The organism is Halodesulfurarchaeum formicicum (assembly GCF_001886955.1).
Taxonomy (GTDB): domain Archaea; phylum Halobacteriota; class Halobacteria; order Halobacteriales; family Halobacteriaceae; genus Halodesulfurarchaeum; species Halodesulfurarchaeum formicicum.
In genome coordinates, this window is sequence record NZ_CP016804.1 from 879,329 (window position 1) to 899,166 (window position 19,838).

General features: G+C 62.1%; 18 protein-coding genes and 1 tRNA gene. 11 read left to right on the forward strand and 8 right to left on the reverse strand.

Annotated elements, in window-relative coordinates; genetic code table 11:
- The first annotated feature begins 5 nt into the window (after positions 1-5).
- Genes HSR6_RS04600 through HSR6_RS04630 form a run of 6 tightly spaced genes read left to right on the forward strand, consistent with a single transcriptional unit; the run spans position 6 to position 6,081 of the window.
- Entirely contained in the window at positions 6-260 is a 255-nt protein-coding gene (locus HSR6_RS04600; RefSeq protein ID WP_083426100.1) for a DUF2061 domain-containing protein, read from the forward strand.
- Positions 253-1,089 (forward strand): ABC transporter permease, encoded by an 837-nt coding sequence (locus tag HSR6_RS04605; RefSeq protein WP_083426101.1) that lies wholly within the window; start codon positions 253-255, stop codon positions 1,087-1,089. Before HSR6_RS04600 ends, HSR6_RS04605 begins: the two co-directional genes overlap by 8 nt.
- The gene (locus tag HSR6_RS04610) at positions 1,086-1,886 is read left to right on the forward strand and encodes an ABC transporter ATP-binding protein (RefSeq protein ID WP_071932954.1); all 801 of its coding nucleotides are present in this window, start codon (positions 1,086-1,088) and stop codon (positions 1,884-1,886) included. Before HSR6_RS04605 ends, HSR6_RS04610 begins: the two co-directional genes overlap by 4 nt.
- A complete protein-coding gene (gene tsaA / locus HSR6_RS11210; protein ID WP_233488556.1) occupies positions 1,883-2,920 on the forward strand; it encodes a tRNA (N6-threonylcarbamoyladenosine(37)-N6)-methyltransferase TrmO in 1,038 nt (345 codons plus the stop codon). Before HSR6_RS04610 ends, tsaA begins: the two co-directional genes overlap by 4 nt.
- 45 nt (positions 2,921-2,965) lie before the next feature.
- On the forward strand, positions 2,966-4,189 hold the full coding sequence (locus HSR6_RS04625; protein WP_070364824.1) for a molybdopterin molybdotransferase MoeA: 1,224 nt from the start codon (positions 2,966-2,968) through the stop codon (positions 4,187-4,189).
- On the forward strand, positions 4,186-6,081 hold the full coding sequence (locus tag HSR6_RS04630) for a molybdopterin biosynthesis protein (protein ID WP_071932955.1): 1,896 nt from the start codon (positions 4,186-4,188) through the stop codon (positions 6,079-6,081). The genes HSR6_RS04625 and HSR6_RS04630 overlap by 4 nt, the downstream gene beginning before the upstream one ends.
- 5 nt (positions 6,082-6,086) lie before the next feature.
- Here HSR6_RS04630 and HSR6_RS04635 read toward each other — a convergent pair whose 3' ends face one another.
- A complete protein-coding gene (locus HSR6_RS04635; protein WP_070364826.1) occupies positions 6,087-6,743 on the reverse strand; it encodes a potassium channel family protein in 657 nt (218 codons plus the stop codon).
- Positions 6,744-6,834: 91 nt separating this feature from the next.
- Here HSR6_RS04635 and HSR6_RS04640 point away from each other — a divergent pair, with 91 nt between their 5' ends.
- Positions 6,835-7,122, forward strand: coding sequence for an amphi-Trp domain-containing protein (locus HSR6_RS04640; RefSeq protein WP_070364827.1), 288 nt, complete (start codon positions 6,835-6,837; stop codon positions 7,120-7,122).
- 111 nt (positions 7,123-7,233) lie between these two features.
- Positions 7,234-8,643, forward strand: coding sequence for a hypothetical protein (locus HSR6_RS04645; protein WP_148661801.1), 1,410 nt, complete (start codon positions 7,234-7,236; stop codon positions 8,641-8,643).
- Between the two features lie 40 nt (positions 8,644-8,683).
- On the opposite strand, the gene HSR6_RS04650 is transcribed toward HSR6_RS04645, so the two are convergent.
- From HSR6_RS04650 to HSR6_RS04665, 4 genes are all read right to left on the reverse strand, one after another.
- Positions 8,684-8,878 carry a cold-shock protein gene (locus HSR6_RS04650; RefSeq protein WP_070364829.1) on the reverse strand — a complete coding sequence of 65 codons (195 nt, stop codon included), beginning with the start codon at positions 8,876-8,878 and terminating at the stop codon, positions 8,684-8,686.
- A 508-nt stretch (positions 8,879-9,386) separates the two neighbouring features.
- On the reverse strand, positions 9,387-9,758 hold the full coding sequence (locus HSR6_RS04655) for a hypothetical protein (RefSeq protein ID WP_071932957.1): 372 nt from the start codon (positions 9,756-9,758) through the stop codon (positions 9,387-9,389).
- 337 nt (positions 9,759-10,095) lie between these two features.
- Positions 10,096-10,268 (reverse strand) — tRNA-Trp (locus HSR6_RS04660).
- 46 nt (positions 10,269-10,314) lie between these two features.
- Positions 10,315-11,190, reverse strand: a complete 876-nt coding sequence (locus HSR6_RS04665; protein ID WP_071932958.1) for a DUF5794 domain-containing protein — start codon at positions 11,188-11,190, stop codon at positions 10,315-10,317.
- A 307-nt stretch (positions 11,191-11,497) separates the two neighbouring features.
- On the opposite strand from HSR6_RS04665, the gene guaB reads away from it, so the two are divergent.
- The gene (guaB, locus tag HSR6_RS04675) at positions 11,498-13,000 is read left to right on the forward strand and encodes an IMP dehydrogenase (protein ID WP_070364847.1); all 1,503 of its coding nucleotides are present in this window, start codon (positions 11,498-11,500) and stop codon (positions 12,998-13,000) included.
- 12 nt (positions 13,001-13,012) lie between these two features.
- On the opposite strand, the gene HSR6_RS04680 is transcribed toward guaB, so the two are convergent.
- From HSR6_RS04680 to HSR6_RS04690, 3 genes are all read right to left on the reverse strand, one after another.
- On the reverse strand, positions 13,013-13,192 hold the full coding sequence (locus tag HSR6_RS04680; RefSeq protein ID WP_070364848.1) for a hypothetical protein: 180 nt from the start codon (positions 13,190-13,192) through the stop codon (positions 13,013-13,015).
- 167 nt (positions 13,193-13,359) lie between these two features.
- The gene (locus tag HSR6_RS04685; protein WP_071932959.1) at positions 13,360-13,614 is read right to left on the reverse strand and encodes a hypothetical protein; all 255 of its coding nucleotides are present in this window, start codon (positions 13,612-13,614) and stop codon (positions 13,360-13,362) included.
- A gap of 206 nt (positions 13,615-13,820) precedes the next feature.
- Positions 13,821-14,675, reverse strand: coding sequence for a ZIP family metal transporter (locus tag HSR6_RS04690; RefSeq protein ID WP_071932960.1), 855 nt, complete (start codon positions 14,673-14,675; stop codon positions 13,821-13,823).
- 624 nt (positions 14,676-15,299) lie between these two features.
- Here HSR6_RS04690 and HSR6_RS04700 point away from each other — a divergent pair.
- On the forward strand, positions 15,300-16,787 hold the full coding sequence (locus HSR6_RS04700; protein WP_071932962.1) for an ATPase domain-containing protein: 1,488 nt from the start codon (positions 15,300-15,302) through the stop codon (positions 16,785-16,787).
- Positions 16,780-19,791 (forward strand): PAS domain S-box protein, encoded by a 3,012-nt coding sequence (locus HSR6_RS04705; protein WP_071932963.1) that lies wholly within the window; start codon positions 16,780-16,782, stop codon positions 19,789-19,791. Before HSR6_RS04700 ends, HSR6_RS04705 begins: the two co-directional genes overlap by 8 nt.
- Positions 19,792-19,838: the final 47 nt, after the last annotated feature.

A 19,838-nucleotide genomic window follows, 5' to 3' on the forward strand; every position in this document is an offset into this window, starting at 1 on the left:
TCAGGATGAGCGAGGGATCGTGGCTTCCGGACATCGAGTACGACGGACCCCAGCACTGCTGGTGGGAGTCCCTCGCGAAGGCACTCGTCTATCGGTTTTTCATGATCGTGCTGACGATCCTGGTCGCGTACGCCGTTACCACTGATACGACCGCATCCCTGCAGATCGGGATCGCCACGAACGTGATCAAGACCGGCACGTACTACGCGTATGAACGGCTCTGGGACCGCTTGCGCATCGGAGGGCTGATCGATGGCTAGTCGCGATCTCCAGGGTGTTCCGACAGTCGCGTTCGGTGTGGATCTGGGCTCGCTTTCGGTTCCCCGACGGGTTCGACGTGGTCTCCTCGGTGCAGCCGCGTTTTGCTTCGGCTGGTGGCTGCTCGCGGGGACGATGCCGAGCTACCTGCTTCCGACCCCGGTCGCCGTCTTGCACGCTTTCCTCACCGAGTTGACCACGCCCGCCACGCTCACGGCCCTGGGTGTCGAAGTGCCGGTGACGGAGCTGTTCCTCGTTCTCATTCAGAGCCTGATGCATTACGTCCCCGGCCTGTTTATGGGCGTGGGACTGGGGGCCCCGCTGGGGCTTCTCCTGGGGTATTCCACCCAACTCGACGAGTATGTCACGCCCGTCGTGAGTCTCCTGCGACCGATCCCACCGCTCGCGTGGATGGGCTTCGTAATTGTCTGGGTCGGCATCGGTCACGCAGGGGCGGCGTTCATCGTCGCCATCGGCTCGTTCTGGATCACACTGTTGAGCACCTACGACGGCGTCGCCGAGTTGCCCACCGAATGGGTCGAAGTCGGCGAGAGCCTGGGCGTCGAACGTGACCTAACGATGCTCCGAAAAGTCGTCGTACCGGGGATCGCCCCGTCGATTTTCACGGGTATCCGCACGAGCATCGGGCGGAGTTGGATGATCGTCGTCGCGGCGGAACTCTTCGGCGCGCCCGGCATCGGCTACCGGATCATCCACACGGCCCAGAGTCTCTCGATGGACGTGAGCATGGCCTACATGCTGGCACTGGGCCTCGTGTACCTGGCTTCGGATTTTGGCTTTCGGCATCTCAGAGGGGTGATCGAACCGTGAGCCGGGCCTCGATCACCGTCGAGAACGTCTCGAAGCACTACGAGACCGATTCCGGCGTCCAGCACGCCCTCTCGGGGGTCGATCTCTCGATCGAAGATGGCGAGTTCGTGAGCATCGTCGGCCCCTCTGGCTGTGGGAAGACGACCCTACTCAGACTGATCGCCGGCCTGGAATCGCCCACGTCGGGCCGAATTCTCGTGAATGGCGAGATGGTCACTGGCCCAGGTCCGGATCGGGGCCTCGTCTTCCAGGCGGCGACGCTCTATCCCTGGCGGACCGTCGCGGAGAACGTCCGCTTTGCGCTGGAAGTCGATGACACGAGTTCCGCGGCGGCCGACCGGCGGGTCCAAACCCTGCTCCAGATGGTCGGGTTGACGGACCGGGCGGCGGCCTATCCGGACGAACTCAGTGGCGGGATGGCAAAGCGAGTGGGTATCGCCCGGGCACTGGCCCCCGATCCCGAGATCCTCCTGCTCGACGAGCCGTTCTCGGACCTCGACGTGGCGACCCGTGAGTCCCTGCAGGCGGACCTGCTCTCGCTCTGGCGTGATCTCGGGAAGACAGTCGTCCTGGTGACTCACACTGTCGGCGAAGCGGTTCGCCTCTCGGATCGGGTCCTCGTGATTCAGGGCCAACCGGGGCAGGTCGGCACGGACCTCGATGTCGACATCGACCGGCCGAGAGACCCCCAGACGGACAGTTTCAAACCCTACGTCAACGCCATTCGACGCACTATTCGTGCGGACGCTCGTACCGATCAACCAACCACCCAACCGGTTCACACGGATCATCCATGACCCTTCAGGCACTCGCACTCGCGGCAGACCGATTCGGCGATCGCTCGCTCAGCTACCCCTACTACCGCCTCCAGGAGGCGGGGCATTCCGTCGACATCGCCAGCCCCGACGGGGGGCCGGTGACGGGCCTCCACGGCGTCGACTTCGAGGCCGACTTCCCGATTTCGGCGGTGGAGCAGGCGGATTACGACCTGCTCGTTCTCCCTGGCGGGTACTCCTCTGAGGCGATCAGGATGCAGGCCCCCGAGGCCATCGACATCGTCCGGGCATTCGACGAGCGTGGCAAACCCATCGCGTCGGTCTGTCACGGCGCGCAACTGCTCGTCAGCGCCGGCGTCGTCGATGGTCGGCGACTGGCCTGTCACCCGTCGATCAAGGACGACATCGAGGCCGCCGGTGGCACCTTCGTGAACGACGCCGGGGTTGTGGACGACAACCTGATCACGGCCCGGGATTACTCCGACGTGGCCGAGTGGCTCGCAGCCGTCCTCGATGTGGTTGAAACTGCGACTGATGGTGGGGTCGTCGCTTCATCCCAGGATCCCGGTCATTCCGCCGGTTCGACCGTCCAGCCAATCGGGACTATTCACTCCCCGTATTCAGAGGAGTCGGGCATGCCGATCCAGGGGGCCTTCTCCGACGCCATGGGCGTCGTCGACCTCGACGAGGCGTACGTCGACGGCCTGCTCGACATCGAGGGGTTCTCCCATCTCGTCCTGCTCTATCAGTTCCACGCGGCCGAGTCCTATGACCTCCAGCCCCAGCCGTTCATGGAGGACACCACTCATGGCGTCTTTGCGACCCGGGCCCCACGCCGCCCGAATTCGATCGGTATGAGCGTCGTCGAACTGGAGAACGTCTCGGATGGAACGCTCTTCGTCTCCGGCATCGACGTGCTCGACGGCACGCCGCTGCTCGACATCAAGCCCTACGTGCCGGACTTCAACGGGGTCGAGTCGGCCCGGATCGGCTGGCTAGAGGACTCGATCGAGAACGAACGCCGCCGGACCGCCGACGATCGGTTCCTCGACTGACCGGGAGACGCGGGTTTTTACTCCCGGCTCGCATTCCTCTCACACATGGGAGACGCCGAGTCAGTACGAGGGTCGGGCTTTGTCGAGCGAACGCGGGTCCGCGAGGCGCTTTCGACGCTCCGTGACGTGACGACAGTCTCGACTGGCACCGAGACGGTACCGCTCGAGGCGGCAGACGGCCGCGTTCTCGCCGAAACCGTCGAATCACCGCGAAACGTGCCGGACTTTCCGCGCGCGGCCATGGATGGCTATGCGGTCCGGGCCGAGGACACGTTCGGTGCGGCCGACCGCTCACCCGCGACGCTGAAAGTCGATGCGGACACAGCCGGGCCCGAACGGGCCACCTGGGTCCACACTGGAAGCCCGGTTGCCGAGCCGGCCGACGCCGTCGTCAAGACCGAGTACGCGCGCGAGGTGGGTGATGAAGTCGAGATCAGCAGGGCCGCGGCGGTCGGCCAGAACGTTAGCGACGTGGGCGAGGACCTGGAGGCCGGCCAGCACCTCTTCGACCCCGGGCACCGCCTTCGACCGTCCGATCTGGCGCTGCTTCGCTCGGTCGAGGTCGAGACCGTCACCGTCAGGGAGCGCCCCGACGTGGCCGTCATTCCGACCGGGGAGGAACTCGTCGAGAGCGACCCCGATCCGGGCGAAGCGATCGAAACCAACGGGATCATGGTCTCCTCGCTGGTCGAGCGTTGGGGCGGGGATGCCACCCATCACGAGGTGGTGACCGACGACCGAGAAGCGCTCGCCCAGGCCATCGAGGCCGATCTGGATGCCGATTTGATCGTGACGACTGGCGGCTCTTCGATCGGGAAACGGGATCTGCTCCCGGCCGTCGTCGAAGATCTAGGTGAGTTGCTCGTCCACGGTGTCGCTCTCAAGCCCGGCCACCCCGTCGCGCTGGGGCAGGTCGAGGGGACGCCGGTGTTGATGTTGCCGGGCTATCCCGTGGCCTGCATCGTCAACGCCTGGCAGTTCGTCCGGCCGATTCTCAACTGGACAGCGGACACGGAACCGGACGAACCGGCTCGGGTCGATGCGACACTGAGTCGGAAGATCCGCAGCGAACCTGGAATCCGGAGCTGTGTCCGGGTCACCGTCGAGGACGGCGAGGACGGGCCGGTCGCCGAACCGGTCCACGAGAGCGGCGCGAGCATTCTGTCGAGTGTCTCGCTGGCGGACGGCTGGGTCCAGGTTCCCGAATCGATCGAGGGATACGACGCGGGTGACACCGTGACGGTGGAATTCTGGGAGGCGCTGCCATGAGCGAACGCAAACAGTTCCGCGATCTGGCCGAGCCGGCTGAACTGCACGCGGCGATCGACGCCCTCGGGATCGACCCGGGCACGCAATCAGTGCCGCTGATCGAGGCCGACGGCCGGGTCGCAGCTGAGCGCATCGACGCCGGAATCGACGTCCCGGGATTCGATCGGTCGACGAAGGACGGCTATGCGGTCCAGGCCGCGGACACCTTCGACGCCTCGGAGGGCGATCCGTTCGTGGCCGACCTGCTGGGAGTGGTCGAAGCCGGGGACAAACCGAAGACGGACGTCGAGTCTGGTGGCGTGGTAAGCGTCGCGACCGGGGCACCGGTCCCACCCGGGGCCGATGCGGTGATTCCGGTGGAGCGAACGACGCGGCTGCAGTCTGGGGCCGAGCCCCGAATCGAGATCCGGACCGCCGTGGCCCCAGGTGATAACATTATGCACAGCGGCGACGACGTGGCCGCAGGCGATCGAGCGATCGGCCCGGGAACGGTACTCACGACCCGGGACGTTGGTCTGCTGGCGGCGATCGGCGTCGAGGAAGTGCCAGTCGTGGAACGGCCGACAGTGGGAATCGTCTCGACCGGGAACGAACTTGTTCGCCCCGGTGAGCCCCTAGACGACGCGCGCGGCCAGATCTATGATCTCAACACGTACGCGCTGGCAGCGGCGGTCCGGGCGGCGGGTGGCGAGCCGGAAGTCGTGCCCCACATCGCTGACGACTACGATCGGATGCACGAGACGCTTGAATCCGTTGGCGAACGGTGTGATCTGGTGCTCTCCTCCGGATCGACCAGTGCGAGCGACGCCGACGTGCTCTATCGGGTGGTCGAGGACCACGGGAGCCTCGATCTGCACGGCGTCGCGGTCAAGCCAGGTCGCCCGACGATCGTCGGCGAGATCGCCGACACGGCTTACATCGGCCTGCCCGGGAACCCGGTCTCGGCCCTGAGCATCTTCCGGACGTTCGTCGCGCCGGCCATCCGCGAGGCGGCAGGCCGGCCTCCCGAATCGGCTCCCACACTGGAGGGAGAGATGGTGGCACCCAAGCGCTACACGGAGGGCCGGACTTACCTGCTTCCGGTGGCGGTCATCGAAGACGAGTCCGGATCCGTGTTGGTCTACCCGGTCGACAAGGGCAGCGGCGCGATCACCAGCCTCACCGAGGCCGACGGCGTCGTAGAGATGTCTCCGGAGACAGAACTGCTCGAACGTGGTCAGTCGGTCACCGTGGATCTGTTTTCGGGTGACACCCGGCCCCCTTCAGTGCTCGGAATCGGTGAGTCAGACCCCCTGCTCTCCCGGCTCCTCGACCGAATCGATGGCCCACGCTATCTTTCACATGGCAGCCGCGAGGGGCGGCGACGGTTCCGGGACGGAATCCCTGATTTCGCCCTGCTGGCCCCCGGCGACGCCGAAGCGGTGGATGGCGAGGTGCTGGGAACGTTCGACCGCGAGTGGGGGCTGATCGTGCCGTCGGGCAATCCGGCGAACGTTTCTGAACTCGCCGACCTTCTAGGGGCTGAGTCCTTCTACAACCTTCCGACCGTCTCCGGCCTGCGTTCGGCACTCGACGAGGCACTGGCCGACTTGGCCGCGGAACGGGACGTCTCGGAAGCCGAACTCGCCGACCGGATTCCCGGCTACGACCGAACCGTGACTGGCGTTCGGAGTCCGGCCAGACGGGTTGCACAGGGAACGGCGACGGTCGGTCTGGGGCTCCGGTTCGCGGCGAGTGAACTCGACGTGGACTTCGTTCCACTCGGCACCCAGACACTCACGGTCGTCGCCGCACCGGACCGCGTCGAGAAACCCGGCGTCAGGGAGCTTCAGACGGTTTTGGAGACCGACCTGGCGGGAGTTATCGACTCGACACCGGGCTACGCTCCGTAAGGAGTCTACTCTTCGGCTCCCTGGAACAGGTCGAGGACGTCGTTTACGACCGGGTTATCGGCAGCCACCAGATATCGGCGACCGGCGACGATCTTCTCCTCGGCCTGAGCGGCGACGTGGCCGTTGGTCTGTGAGATGATCTGTACGCCTTCGGGGAACTCGATCTCGGAGATCCGCTTGCCCTTGATGGGGGCGTCGTATCCGACCTGAATGTCCAGGATCTCCAGGTCGCCGGTCACGTCCTCCAGCGTGCGGACGTTGCTTCCACTGATCGCGTTGACGGCCGCCCTGATGCTCGCGCGTTCGGGGAAGTAGACCTGGTCGACGAAGTCGGCGTATTCATCGCCACACTCGTCTTCGATCCGGGCCACCGTGCGGAGGTCCGGATCGATCTGCTTGGCGACCAGACAGACCGCGAGGTTGGTGTCTTCCCGGTCGGTCAGCGCGGCGATCGTTTCGGTGTCGGGTCGGAGGGCGGCTTCGATAACCGAGGGCCGGGTCGCGTCCCCCGCGACGAGTTCGAAATCGCGATTAGTCTCGTGTGCCTCGTCCGGATCGCGTTCGATGACGGTGACCGGTCGTCCCCGGTCAGCGAATCGTTTCGCGACACGGCGTCCGACTCGGCCGCCACCGGCGACGAGTACATGGTCAGTTTTCGTCATGGGCATTCATACCGGACGGACCCTCATAAACGTTCATTATGGAACGCGGCTTGGGTGCGGGTTTATCTACCCAGCGCGCCTTCACAGTTGTATGCCCGAAGAAGTACGCTTCGAATCCGAACAGCACCAGAGCCGCGAACAGGTCGCAGACGCCCTCTCGGCGGTCGCGTCGAAGTTGCGAGCCGGTGAACCGATAACCCTCCGGACGGGCAACGATTCGTACACTGCCGATCCGCCGGCCCACCTCACCTTCGAAGTGAAAGCGGAACGAGAAGGGCCGGTGGACGGCCCCGGCGAGCTTAGCGTGGAGTTCGAGTTGGAGTGGCCCGAGGACGGCGGTGACGGGGCCGAATCGGGCGGCGAGCTCGAAATCGAGTAAGGGGGATTTTCACTGGACCGGCTGGAAGAGTTAAGGCCGGGGCGGGAGTAGCGGGTCCAACCAACGACATGGCCTGTGCTCTCCGGTCGTCGTCGGTCCGCAGGTGGTTGCATGCCTAGCCGAGGCTGGGGGTCTGGGGACGTATTGAGCAGACGGGTCGGCGCCCACATCGACGAACTCGTCCCGAAAACCATCGGGGACGTCGACTCGGTCCAGTTTACCGGGACTGGCGCCATGCGGAACTGTATTCTCCCCGAATCTGCAGTCGGCGGTATTATCGAACTTCGTGCCCAGGTTGGGGAACACTCCCAGTTCGAACTGACAGTCACCCAACGGATGCAGAAACGTCGTGGCGGCTCTGAGGGGGAATCACCGGACTGGACGATCGAGACGACGTTCGCCCGGACCGAACAGTCCGGACACACGAAACTGGATCCGTTTCATTACGCCGTCGCTGTCAGAGAACAGACTCCCGCGGGGGCAACTTCGGAATCGACTGTTCGCTCTCTCGAAGCGATCGCCACCCACGATGGGTACGGCCACGAGGAGAGTATCGCTGCGCTTCTCCTGACCGAGATCGTCGCGAATCGGAAAGCCAGCACAGACAGTGAGCGTTCGAGCCGCGTCTCACATGCGGGTTCGCTGGCGATGCTGGGATCGTTCAACAGTGCCGTCGATCAGGGCCGAATCCCCTGGGATGAGGGGTCTTTGGACTGGCAGACCGTCGATGAGTTGCTCGGCCCCGACGCGGAGACGCTGGCTGCCACGGTGAACGTCGAGACGGCCGTTTCCGAGACACAGCGTCGGGCGGCAGCCAAGGGCCGTCATTTCCCAGCGGCGACGGCGGCCGATGGAAATTCGGACGCTAACCCAGGGACTACCGAACAGCTGAGTGAACTGCTGGCCGAAATCCAGTCGGTGACCCTGGAGATCGACGGACCGACCATCACCGCTTCGTCGGCCACCGTGAAACGTCAGCGGGCGCGTCTCGAATCCATGCTGGAGTCATATCCGGAGCGGTTTTCGGCGGCGCTCCGGGACGGAAACTTCGGTATCGCCGCCCGGGCTGCGGCGGACGTATCGGAGCCCTACGAGAAGCTGGTTCTCGTCTATGCCTTTGCCGAACTATATCACGCCATCGAGGAGTTACAGCGATCCGAGGCGGCCGTCCGGCAGATCGCAGCGGCCATAACTGCCTTCGGGACGGCGATCGATCGGGGCAACGCCGAAATGGCCGAACTGTCGCTGAAACGGGCCTCCGATGCCTTCGTCGTCGTCACCAAACAGCTCGTCAACGGCGCGCAACCGAGACTGGACGATCTTAGAGGCGTGCTAACGTACCACGATCTCGGCGATACGTTCGACCGACACGTCGATCGCCGGGAGGAACTCGGCAGAAGTGCTCGTTCGGAGTACGACGCCGTCGCCGATGGCCTCGTAGCTGCGGCTCGACGACAGCACGAACGTGCGGAGAAAGCCCGGGAGGCCTTCTACCTGTTCACGAACGAACGCAGTCGCTGAGTGGTGTGAAAACGTAGTTCGTCCAAATCGGACGAATCGCTTAGTTCCGAACGACGTTCGTGGCGCGCGGGCCCTTGGGAGCCTGCTCGATGTCGAAGTCGACGTCCTGTCCTTCCTCGAGGTCCGGGCCACCGACGTCCTCCATGTGGAAGAAAACGTCTTCGTCCGCGTCCTCAGTCTCGATGAATCCGTAACCGCCCGTGTCGTTGAAGAAATCAACCGTGCCGTTTGCCATTGCAAATTAACACAGGCCCGACACTCGGATAACCCTTCCGAGGGTCACGGTACCACGAGGGGGAGCCAATGCTTCGAGTTGTGTGGTAAAGTGCCGCATAATCCGCGTGTCTGCTCGAAGCACTCGATTAATCCGAGTTAATCCGCAATTACTCGAATTTAATTCGAATTGACTGTCGGCACCATTCATATGCACGCCGCGTTCAGTAACGTGTGCCCCTGGAGGCCGCCCGGGGGGTGGGTCAGGCCGCCCACCAAGGGGGAGCCTTCAGGGTACGGGGAGAGGGGGATCCGGCCCGCCGCCCACACTACCGCCACCACCCACCCGAGTCACCTTGCTGGTCCCGTAGCACCTGACCAGTCGAGGGGCGTGGATTTCCTGTACTCACTTCCAATTCCGGGACCAAAAACTGAGTGGGCAGTGGTCTCACGCCGAGGTATGACCTCGAGATCGACGGCGGCGGGTTGCTCTACGTGCTCGGGGTCGGTTTTGCGTTCGCTGCGCTGGCTCACCCGACCCGGACCGTTCCGTCATTGGAAATCCCGATATTTGTCACGTGGATCGCGTCGTCGGTTGACTCGAAGGTGTGGGTTATGGTGGTGGAATTTCCGTCGACGGTCACTTTGACATCAAATTCGCCAGTTTGGTTAAACTCTGCCAAATTGAGATCGGTTTCTGCCTCAATAGTTCGTCCGTCAGAGTAGACGAGTCCAGTCTCATCCGAGATTTCCACGACGACCGCGTGATCCGTATTATCCTGGTTGACGAGTTTCAGCTCCCGACTCGTGTCAGTGTCACTAAGGGGCCCCGAACAGCCGGCAGTGACGACGAGCAACCCGACAAAAACACTCAGGACGACGTATCGGTATCTCTGAGGCACATTGAAGGCTAGTCGCCAGTTCCTGAAAAATCCCTGGCACGGTCAGACTCCTCTTTTAGCCTTCCCGGATACTACAAGCAGACATTTGTCAGACTCATGGTCAACTTGGAACCATTTCGGAACCAAATCCTTCGGAAAATATGCTAACTCCTCCATTTTCGTCCCACCAGATGAAGCCGCCATTACTCAGAATGGCGATTTGGGGAGTACGAAGAAGGGAGTGGGGCCGGAGGGATTTGAACCACGGTCGGAGCAAAGCTCCGCTCTGGTTCAAATCCGCAACCCACACAGAATTGACCTCTCGCTCGGCGCCGTTGCGCCTCGGGAGTGAAGGGAGTGGGGCCGGAGGGATTTGAACCCCCGATCGACTGATATCCCCGGTACGCCTCGGCACTCCAGAGGGTCGTCATCGCGAACGAGGGCCAGTCGAACGCTCGGTATACCAGTCTGGAGTGTCGTCGTCGGCAAACCTCTGGAGTCAGTCGCCATTCCTGGCTTGGCCACAGCCCCGTACCCCCTGATTGTCGGGTACGGCTAAAGGGCGTTACGATTCGAGTCAAACCCAGGGGGCCCGATCTTCCTCGCCCTCCCCCGGGTAGCCGTACTGATCCTTGGTCTCCTCGTCGGTGGTCGTGACACCGTCCGATCCGCCGTCGGTCGAGGTCGGGGTCCGGGGCGTGAGCGTCTCGGTTGCGGACTCCTCGGACTCGTCCGTCGGGTCGATCGCCAGGAGCGCGGCCATGGCGAACACCGGCAGCGGGGCTTCGGTGGGCACGAGCCCGATGATCGAGAGCGCGAGTGTCCCCAGTGCGACCGCGCTGCCGAAGCGGAAGCGGTCGATATCGACCATGTGCTCGATCCGCGGGCGAAGCAGGACCAGGAGCAGGGCGAAGCCGACGCCCGTGCCACCGGCGGCCATCGCCCGGGCCACGAGTTCGAGATCCGTCGTGACCGCGACGGAGAAGGCTCCGGGGTTGAGGCTGGCGATGGCACCCAGGCCGATGATCACACTCGCGCGCGGCAGATATTCCCCGATGGTCGAACTGGCGGTCTTCGCGGCGATCGCCACGATGACGATGGCCGCAAAGCGCTCGAAGATGACCACGTCGATGATACTCGCGATAGTCGGGGCCATCGCGGCTTCCAGGCCCGCGATCAGGATCAACGGGATCCCGACCATGAGGACCTCCTTTGACTGCTGGATCGGATCGGCCTCCATCTCGACGAGGACGACGGCCACGGTGGCACTGCCACCGAAGACCAGCAATCCAACCTGGAGGATCCCAACCGTACTCGAGAGCGCGTCTGCCAGGACGAGCGCCGGGAAGATCCCGTCGATGAGCGGGAGGAGCATGACCGTCGCCAGGAGCTTGGTGGCACCGCCCACCTGCTGCTCCAGGCGAAGCGCGATCGGGTGGCGAGAGCTACTCATCGACTAGGCTGGGTGCCCGTAACCATGTGGGTGCTGGCGATGTATGCGGTGATGCCTGCGACCGTCGGCCCGCATGAGCCAGACCGAATTCCCCGCGTTCACATTCTGTTTGCCGAAAAATGTGTTGTCGCCGGTGGCGAGAGGCTGTTCGCCGGCGATGCATTCGGCAATGGAACTGACGGGGTCCATACACGTATGTCGGTCGGGTTCCCTCATAAATATAGCGTGAGAGGCGGGCACACGGTGCGCACGGCGTTCGGTTTTCGTTTCTCGCAACCCTTTTGACCCAGCAGTTGTTGCGTACTACATGGCGAAGGATTCTCCCCCGGCAGGGACGTTCACCGAGAAGCTGCAGGTCCCGGAGGCACTCACGTTCGACGACGTACTGTTGCGACCGGCCGAGAGTCGTGTCGAGCCCGACGAGGCAGACGTGAGCACCAGGGTCTCGAAGAACATCGAACTCCAGATTCCCATTCTCTCGGCGGCGATGGACACCGTCACCGAGGCCGAAATGGCGATCGGGATGGCTCGAGAGGGTGGGCTCGGCGTGCTCCACCAGAACATGAGCACTGAACAGGCCGTCGCGGAGGTCGAGCAGGTCAAGCGAGCGGACGAGACCATCATCCGCCGCGAGAACGTCGTCACGGCTGCCCCCGACCAGACGGTCAGCGAGGTCGATGCGATGATGAGTGCCGAGGGCGTGAGCGGCGCCCCGGTCGTCGACGAGGACGACTCGGTGCTTGGCATCATCTCCGGGACGGACATCCGTCCGTACCTGGAAGTCGGGGACTACGACGCGGTTCGCGAGGCCATGACCGACGAGGTCATCACGGCCGGCGCTGATGTTACCCCGCGGGAAGCGCTGGAGCTCATGTACGAGCACAAGATCGAGCGGGTCCCCATCGTGGACGAGGACGATCGCCTGGTCGGCCTGGTCACGATGCAGGGGATCCTCGCCCGGCGCGAACACGAACAGGCTGTTCGTGACGATCAGGGCCGGCTTCGGGTCGGTGTAGCCGTCGGTCCGTTCGAACAGGATCGAGCCGTGGCCGTGGACGAGGCCGGAGCCGACGCCATTTTCATCGACACCGCTCACGCGCACAACCTCAACGTCGTCGACAGCGCGCGCGAGATCAAGGACATGGTCGACGCCGATGTCATCGTCGGTAACATCGGGACCGAAGAGGCCGCCCGTGACATCGTGGACTTCGCTGATGGCCTCAAGGTCGGGATCGGCCCGGGGAGCATCTGTACCACGCGGGTGGTTAGCGGGGCCGGAATGCCCCAGGTCACTGCCGTCGCCGAGGTAGCAGATGTCGCCGCCGAGGAGGACGTGCCGGTGATCGCCGACGGCGGTATTCGGTACTCCGGGGACGCCGCCAAGGCACTCGCAGCAGGGGCCGATGCAGTGATGCTGGGATCGTACTTCGCTGGAACCGACGAAGCGCCCGGCCGGGTGATTACGATCCAGGGCAAGAAGTACAAGCAGTACCGCGGCATGGGCAGTGTTGGTGCGATGCAGTCCGGCGGTGGCGAACGCTATCTCAAAGAGGAGACAGAGGACGAGGACGACTACGTGCCGGAAGGTGTCGAAGCCGCGACCCCGTACAAGGGCCCGCTTGCGAACGAACTCCACCAGCTCGTCGGCGGCATCCAGTCCGGGATGGGCTATGCCGGGGCTCACAGCGTGACCGACCTGAAGGAGAAGGCTCGATTCGTCCGGGTCTCACAGGCCGGCCAGCAGGAGAGCCACCCCCACGACGTGATGATTACCGACGAGGCGCCGAACTACAAGCCTCAGCGGGACTGAGTTTGCCCGCTCTCAGTTGAGGTACAGCTTTCCGAGCCGGTAGACCCCGTATATCGAGACGAGCACGAGCAGGAGCGCGACGACGGCGAACGTGATCTGCCCTGTTTCCAGCCAGCCGCCGGTGAAGACGATGGCCCCCAGGAAAAACAGGATCGGCACCAGAACGTCAGCCAGGAGGTTTGCGTCTTTCATACGGAATGGGTCCGATCGTGGTACGACGCTTTCGTGTGCATACTGTTGACTGACCGATTCTGGCCTGTTGGTCTTCAAGATTCCCAAAATACGTGACCGGTGGGACCTGCCGAAACTCGGAACCGTGAACGCGTTGCTGCTCGTTCGGTCCGATCCGTTTTTGTTACTTACTTCGAGGCATTTTCAGCACCAGCGCCAGCACCCTGGCCCGCCGCGCCAGCATGTTCACTTCCGCCAGGGGTCAGTTCGCTGATGGTCTCACCCAGTCCATCCTCGCCCGTCGAGTTTCGAACTGTGTCCAGCAATTCAGTGACGAAGTCGGGCACCTGTGCGGGCAGGTCACTCGGCGGGCCGGCCTGCAGCAGCGTCTGTCCCGCGTCGGTCGCGACCGTCAAGATCGTAAGTGGGTCTGCTTCGATCATCGCGACTGAGCGTATTCGACTGGGACACAAAAGGGGGGAACGCCCTGAACTCGATTTCAAACGGATTGGTCCCGATTTGGAAATCGGTTGTCGCCGTTCTATCCCAGTACGTGGCGGTCGACGGGATTTCAGTCGGATTCATCGAAACGTTGGGTTTTCTCGCTTCTGCGCGTTCCGCGCCTGGGTCTAAGTGTAGTCCCCAAAACTCACCCTGCCAGTGCGATGTCCAGATAGATCATGATGATGACGCCGGCCAGCAGTCCGAGGGTCGCCACACGTTCGTACCCGCTCCGGTGTGTCTCGGGGATGATTTCATCGGAGATCACGAACAGCATCGCGCCCGCGGCAAAGCCCATGGCGTAGGGGAGCAGGGGCTCGACAGTCGAGACGGCGAGGGCTCCAAGCACCGCGAGTGGAATCTCCACCGCTCCGGCACGAATTCCCGCTATCGCTGCGTAGAGTCGCCGATCCAGGCCGGCGTTGATCGCAGCGACCGATACGGCCAGTCCTTCGGGGATGTTCTGCAACCCGATCGCGAACATCAGGGACAGCGCGCCACCGAGTTGGTCGACCGCTCCCCCAGCGGCCCCGAATCCCACTCCCACGGCCAGTCCTTCGGGCATGTTGTGCAGCGTAATCGCCAGAATGAAAAGCACCAACCCGGACAGTCGATCCTCGGAGATGGGATGTGTCTGGCCCTGTTTCGCCGCGTCCGATCGTGGTCGTCCGGTCAGCAGGTAGTGTGCGTGGGGAACAAGTTTGTCCGCCCGATCGAGGAAGAGTGCACCGAGGCCCACTCCAATGAGTGTCGGAATCGGGTTCCCACCGGAGTACTGCTCGATTCCCGGGATGATGAGGCTGGTGAACGCCGCAGCGAGCATCACGCCGGCCGCGAATCCCAACATTCCGTCGAGTGCTCTCTCGGAGGGGTTCCGCCAGACGAGAACGAGCGAGGCCCCGAGCAGGTTCATGAACGCGATGACGAGGCCGCCAGCGAGCGCCTGAATCACTGGGGAGTGGCCGACGAGTCGGACGAAGGCCTCGCTGAGTTCGATCGCCATTCCCTACCGGGTAGTTACTGTCGATCGGCTTAAGATTACGCGTTGTTTTGGAGCTGATCGAGCAACGGCCGACGCCGCTTTTCAATGCGATGGCGGAGTCGTTGCCGTCGCTGGTCGAGGTGGACTTTGTCGGAGTGCGGTTCGTTAGTTTCAATCGAGGGATTCACGCGCGTAGCGACGTCTTCCAGCGGCCAGCGGGGTTCAACCCCCAGGTGATCCCACCGGTCCGAATCTGGTGGGGTGACCGGCTCGATGGCCACTACGAAGCCTTGTGATACTCAATGAGGGCAGGTATGCCGCAGCTGTCTCGGAGATCTCGACAGGCCGCTCGCTTGCCCGTTTCGAAGAAGACGACCGACGGATGGTGGTTCCATCCGACTTTTTTGCCCAGCTCTTTCTGGTTTACTGACACTCGATCGGGGCAGCCGGCACCGAAAAAGGCATGGAAAGCTACGGCCTTTCGACGGTTCCAAAATGAATTCTGATTATTAATTTCGGCCGTCAGTATAACAAAACTCCTTGGTATATCAGGTAACACCTAAAGCTGTGGAATACCACTCACTAGTTGAAACAACGAGGTATCGGTCGCCAATTGTCAATGATCTAAACGAAACAAGCAAACTAATGAATGGTAACAATACCCAACGCAGCGTCGAGTTGATCCACTCGGGCATCCCGGAACTCGACGATTTGCTACGAGGTGGGTATCAACGCGGCCGTGTCTATCTTGTTCAGGGCGTATCCGGCTCGGGAAAAACGCTGATCGGACAGCATTTCCTCGAAGCAGGCCTTGAAAACGACGAGACCGTCGTCTACATTCACGGCGAGGAGTCCCAACGCGATATCCTCGCCAATTCACACCAGGTGGGTCTGGAGATCGGGGACGCGGAGTTTCTCGATATCGGCCCCGGGACTGATTTTTTCGCGGATGACGTCGCTTACGACCTGGTCGAGACGAGCGAGATCGATGCCGAGCGGTTCACCGAGGACATCCACGCCGTCATCAAGGAAACGGACCCCTCGCGGGTGTTGCTCGATCCGATCACGCAGTTGCAGTACGTGGAGCGTGACGAGTATCAGTACCGGAAACGCCTCCAGTCGTTCATTCGATTTCTGAAAGACCGGGACATTACCATCCTCGTCACCCGGACGATCCGCTCCGATCTGAACCGGGGTGGGACAGTCCAAACTGATATCGCATCCCTGAGTGACGGGATCATCTCGCTTCACCTGGATGAGGGCGAACGACGAATTGGGATCCAGAAACACCGGGGAATCGGCCAGCGTGACGGCACCCACGGCCTGGAAATCCGAGATCACGGTGTCGAAGTGTTTCCCCAGCTGATTCCGGACCATAGCGAGCGGACCTTCGAACCGCAACTGAACTCCACCGGCCACGACGGACTGGACGGGCTGCTCGAGGGCGGGTTGGAACAGGGGTCCATCACGTTCGTTAGCGGGCCGACAGGCATCGGCAAATCCACGATCGGCGCCCAGTTGCTCGAAGGCGCGCTCAGAAGTGAGGGCAACGCGCTCGGCTATCTCTTCGAGGAGTCAGTCGACCAATTCAGGTATCGCGCCGACAATCTCGGCATTCCGGTGTCGGAGTACCTCGAACAGGACGAGTTCCGCCTCAAAGAAATCGAGCCACTCGTTCTGTCGGCCGAGGAATTCACCAGAATCGTGCTGCAGGACGTCGCCGAGATGGACGCCAACATGGTGTTGATCGACGGGTTGTCCGGGTTCAAGATCTCTCTGCAAGGGGACAAACAGCGGCTGGTCCGTCGGCTCCACGCACTCACTCGCGAACTGAAGAACAAGGGGGTGTCCGTGGTCATTACGGACGAGAACCAACAGCTCACCGGCAATCACAACCCGACGAGCGAAAACACCAGCTATCTGGCGGACAACATTCTCTTTCTCTCCTACATCGAGTTGCAAGGCGAGTTGCACCGGACGATCGGCGTGTTGAAGAAGCGATTGGGGAGTTTCGACAGGCGGTTTCACCGGTTTTCGATCGTCGAGGACGAGGGTGTCGTCATCGAGTCCCCGTTCGACGACGTGCAGGGAATCCTACAGGGACGACCAACACACGTCACGGACAATGAGTGACGACGGCGGCAGTAACGAAAGCCGGGCAACGATTCAACTGGTGGTCAACGAGCGGGGCGACGAGCAAGCGTTGACCCACCTCCTGCGAGATCGGTACGAAGTCATCGTCGATGAGACACTCCAGTCGGCTGATTGCTACGTCGTCGACATCGCCAAGTTGCCGACGTATTCCGAGGCCCTTCGGGACCAAAAATCCAGTGCCGATCCGGCCTTTCTCCCGACGCTGTTGATCCAGCGTCCATCCTCGTCCATCGACGTGGACCCCTTCGAATCCGGGGCCGACGGCGTGGCCCTCGTGGACGAATCCATTCAGGCGCCAGTCGGGAAGGCAACCCTCGAACGCCGGCTGGACAATCTTCTCACACGCCGCGACCAGTCGCTGGCTCTGCAAAGCGAATTTCAGACCGTCCAGACCAAGTTTCGGCGACTCTTCGAGAGCATCCGCGATGCGATCGTCGTCGTCAATACTGATCGTGAGATAGTCAATTGCAACCAGGCGTTTACCGACTTGTTCGACTACCAGTTCTCGGAGATCGAGGGCCAACCCGTCCACCGAATTTTTGAAACGGCCCGCGAGTACCAGGATCTGGTCGCAGAATTCGAGGGGCAAGTAGACGATTCCGGTGTCGTGCCGGCAGTTTCGTACGAAACCAAATCCGGGGCGGTGTTTCCCGGCGAAACTCGGGTCTCACGTCTCCGAGACGAGTTCGGCGCCGGGCAGGGTTACATCGCGATCATTCGGGACGTCTCGGAGCGCCTGGAACGACAACGCGAACTGAAACGGTACGAAGCCGCGGTCGAGGGGTCGAGTGACATGCTCGTTGCGCTGGATCGGGAGGGAGCGGTAGTCTTTGCGAACGAACAGTATCGGAACCTTCTCGGGGTGAGCGACGACATCGCCGGCACGCATCTTCGTGAGATTCTGGGGGAGGACATCTACGAGACGGCTGAAACTTACCTCCAGCAGGCCCTGGATGGTGAGTCTGTGGCATACGATCGCGTACAGCCCGACCGGAACGGCGACCCTCGAACACTGAGCGTCCACTATTACCCCCTTCGTGAAGGTCAGACCGAGGAGATAACCGGCGTGTTCGCCTCGATCCGTGACATTTCGGAACGGGAAAAGCGAGAACAGAAACTCCGCAAGTTCAAGCAAGCCGTGGACGCCGCCGGACATGCCGTGTATATGACTGATCCGGACGGCGACATCACGTACGCGAACGCGGCCTTCGAGGACATTACGGGCTACTCACCGACGGACGCGATCGGGCGGAATCCACGCATCCTCAAGTCCGGCGAGATGTCCGAGGACTACTACGAGGCCCTCTGGAACACTGTGACCGAGGGGGCGATCTGGGAAGAGGAAGTCCGCAACAAAACGAAGGGTGGTGACACGTATCATGCGCATCAGACGATTGCACCGGTGACAGATCAGGACGGAGATATCGAGGGATACGTGGCGATCCAGACGGACATCAGCGAGCAAAAGGCGAACGCCGAAGAGATACGACAGCTTTCCGAGGTGCGGCGAATTTCCTCGGAGGTAAATCAACTCATCGCGAGAATGGGGCCGCGGGAGGAGGTTCTTCCACAGATCCTTGACAGCATCGCGTCGAGTGACCGGTTCGGCTGCACGTTTTTTGCCGAACTGGACGCGGGCGCGGTGGACTTCCGGTGTGAATCCGGCTCCGAACTGGACCGAGTGGCCGTCGGACAGTTCCACACTGATAGGTACGTCAAAGCGGTGACGGACGCTGGGGTATATCACATTAAAGACGTTACCACTGGGCCCTTTCAGCAGCATGTCGAGCCAGGGCCCCCTCACGAGGGCTATGGTATCGAAGTCGCCCACGACGAGTACACGTATGGCGTCTTGACCGTTCACTTTCCCCCGGACGAACCCGCGAGTGACGAGGAGATCCAGTTGCTCACCGACCTGGCCGACGATATCGGGCTCTATCTCCACGCCAAGGAAACCGAGGAGGAACGGCAAACCTTCGCGGAAATCGTCCAGCAGATCGACGATCCGATCATGTTGCAGGGTCTCGACGGGAAATTCGAGGTGATCAATCCGGCGGTCGTTCGCCACGCCGATCTTCCGAAGGAGGAACTCCTCGGCCGAGACGAATTCGCATTTATGGAACCGGCGGATGCAACCGAGATATCGAGGCAGAAAGACCGGGTTCTGAAGCATGAAGCAGCCATGGAGTACGAGATGCAGGTATCGCTACCGGAGACGGGCGAGCGCGTCTTTAGCACGACGCGCTATCCCCACTACGATCTCGACGGGGAGTTAGACGGCACGATAGCGATCTGCCGGGACGTCACGGATCTGAAAACCCGAGAGGAACACCTCCGAGTCATTGACCGGCTTCTCAGACACAATCTGAACAACGACATGACCGTGATACTCGGCAACGCCGAGCAGATCCGAGCGGACCCCGAAGCGGATGTGTCCCAGCTTGCAGAGCGGATCATTGATACTGGCACCGGGTTGGTGGAGTTAGCGAAGAAGGAACGACAGATCGTCGAAATTCTCTCGGAGTCGAAGACACCAGCGAAGATTTCCCTCTCGCGACTCGTGACTCAGATCCGGCAGCGACTCAATGATCAATATCCGAACGGCACCGTCGTCGTAGAGGGATCTCTTGACTCGGCAATCCAGGCAGTCCCGCAAATCGAACAGGCGCTTTGCGAATTGCTGGAAAATGGCCTGAAACATCACGACGACGAGCGACCGGTGGTGACGGTAGCGACAGAGCGGGACGGGGATCATCTTTCCATTCACATCAAAGATCAGGGCCCTGGAATTCCCAAAATGGAACGGCAGATAATCGAAGGCGACGCCGAGCGAACCGCACTCCTGCACGGGAGCGGCCTGGGATTATGGCTCGTCAAACACATCGTCACCCAATCGAACGGGTCGCTGGAGTTCGAGGAAAACGAACCCCGGGGGAGTGTCATCACGGTCCGGGTGCCGCTCTGGCGTTCCCAAGCACCTTGAATACGCAGCGAGTTATCCAGACGGGTCGGTTCGATCGTGAACACACG

What these genes read in the sequence shown, in the direction of transcription:
- HSR6_RS04690 (WP_071932960.1), bottom strand. Translation starts at nt 14,675, where the DNA reads ATGGCGATCGAACTCAGCGAGGCCTTCGTCCGACTCGTCGGCCACTCC.
- HSR6_RS04650 (WP_070364829.1), bottom strand. Translation starts at nt 8,878, where the DNA reads ATGGCAAACGGCACGGTTGATTTCTTCAACGACACGGGCGGTTACGGA.
- guaB (WP_070364847.1), top strand. Translation starts at nt 11,498, where the DNA reads ATGGCGAAGGATTCTCCCCCGGCAGGGACGTTCACCGAGAAGCTGCAG.
- HSR6_RS04600 (WP_083426100.1), top strand. Translation starts at nt 6, where the DNA reads ATGAGCGAGGGATCGTGGCTTCCGGACATCGAGTACGACGGACCCCAG.
- HSR6_RS04635 (WP_070364826.1), bottom strand. Translation starts at nt 6,743, where the DNA reads ATGACGAAAACTGACCATGTACTCGTCGCCGGTGGCGGCCGAGTCGGA.
- HSR6_RS04645 (WP_148661801.1), top strand. Translation starts at nt 7,234, where the DNA reads ATGCCTAGCCGAGGCTGGGGGTCTGGGGACGTATTGAGCAGACGGGTC.
- HSR6_RS04700 (WP_071932962.1), top strand. Translation starts at nt 15,300, where the DNA reads ATGAATGGTAACAATACCCAACGCAGCGTCGAGTTGATCCACTCGGGC.
- HSR6_RS04685 (WP_071932959.1), bottom strand. Translation starts at nt 13,614, where the DNA reads ATGATCGAAGCAGACCCACTTACGATCTTGACGGTCGCGACCGACGCG.
- HSR6_RS04705 (WP_071932963.1), top strand. Translation starts at nt 16,780, where the DNA reads ATGAGTGACGACGGCGGCAGTAACGAAAGCCGGGCAACGATTCAACTG.
- HSR6_RS04630 (WP_071932955.1), top strand. Translation starts at nt 4,186, where the DNA reads ATGAGCGAACGCAAACAGTTCCGCGATCTGGCCGAGCCGGCTGAACTG.
- HSR6_RS04625 (WP_070364824.1), top strand. Translation starts at nt 2,966, where the DNA reads ATGGGAGACGCCGAGTCAGTACGAGGGTCGGGCTTTGTCGAGCGAACG.
- HSR6_RS04665 (WP_071932958.1), bottom strand. Translation starts at nt 11,190, where the DNA reads ATGAGTAGCTCTCGCCACCCGATCGCGCTTCGCCTGGAGCAGCAGGTG.
- HSR6_RS04605 (WP_083426101.1), top strand. Translation starts at nt 253, where the DNA reads ATGGCTAGTCGCGATCTCCAGGGTGTTCCGACAGTCGCGTTCGGTGTG.
- HSR6_RS04680 (WP_070364848.1), bottom strand. Translation starts at nt 13,192, where the DNA reads ATGAAAGACGCAAACCTCCTGGCTGACGTTCTGGTGCCGATCCTGTTT.
- HSR6_RS04640 (WP_070364827.1), top strand. Translation starts at nt 6,835, where the DNA reads ATGCCCGAAGAAGTACGCTTCGAATCCGAACAGCACCAGAGCCGCGAA.
- tsaA (WP_233488556.1), top strand. Translation starts at nt 1,883, where the DNA reads ATGACCCTTCAGGCACTCGCACTCGCGGCAGACCGATTCGGCGATCGC.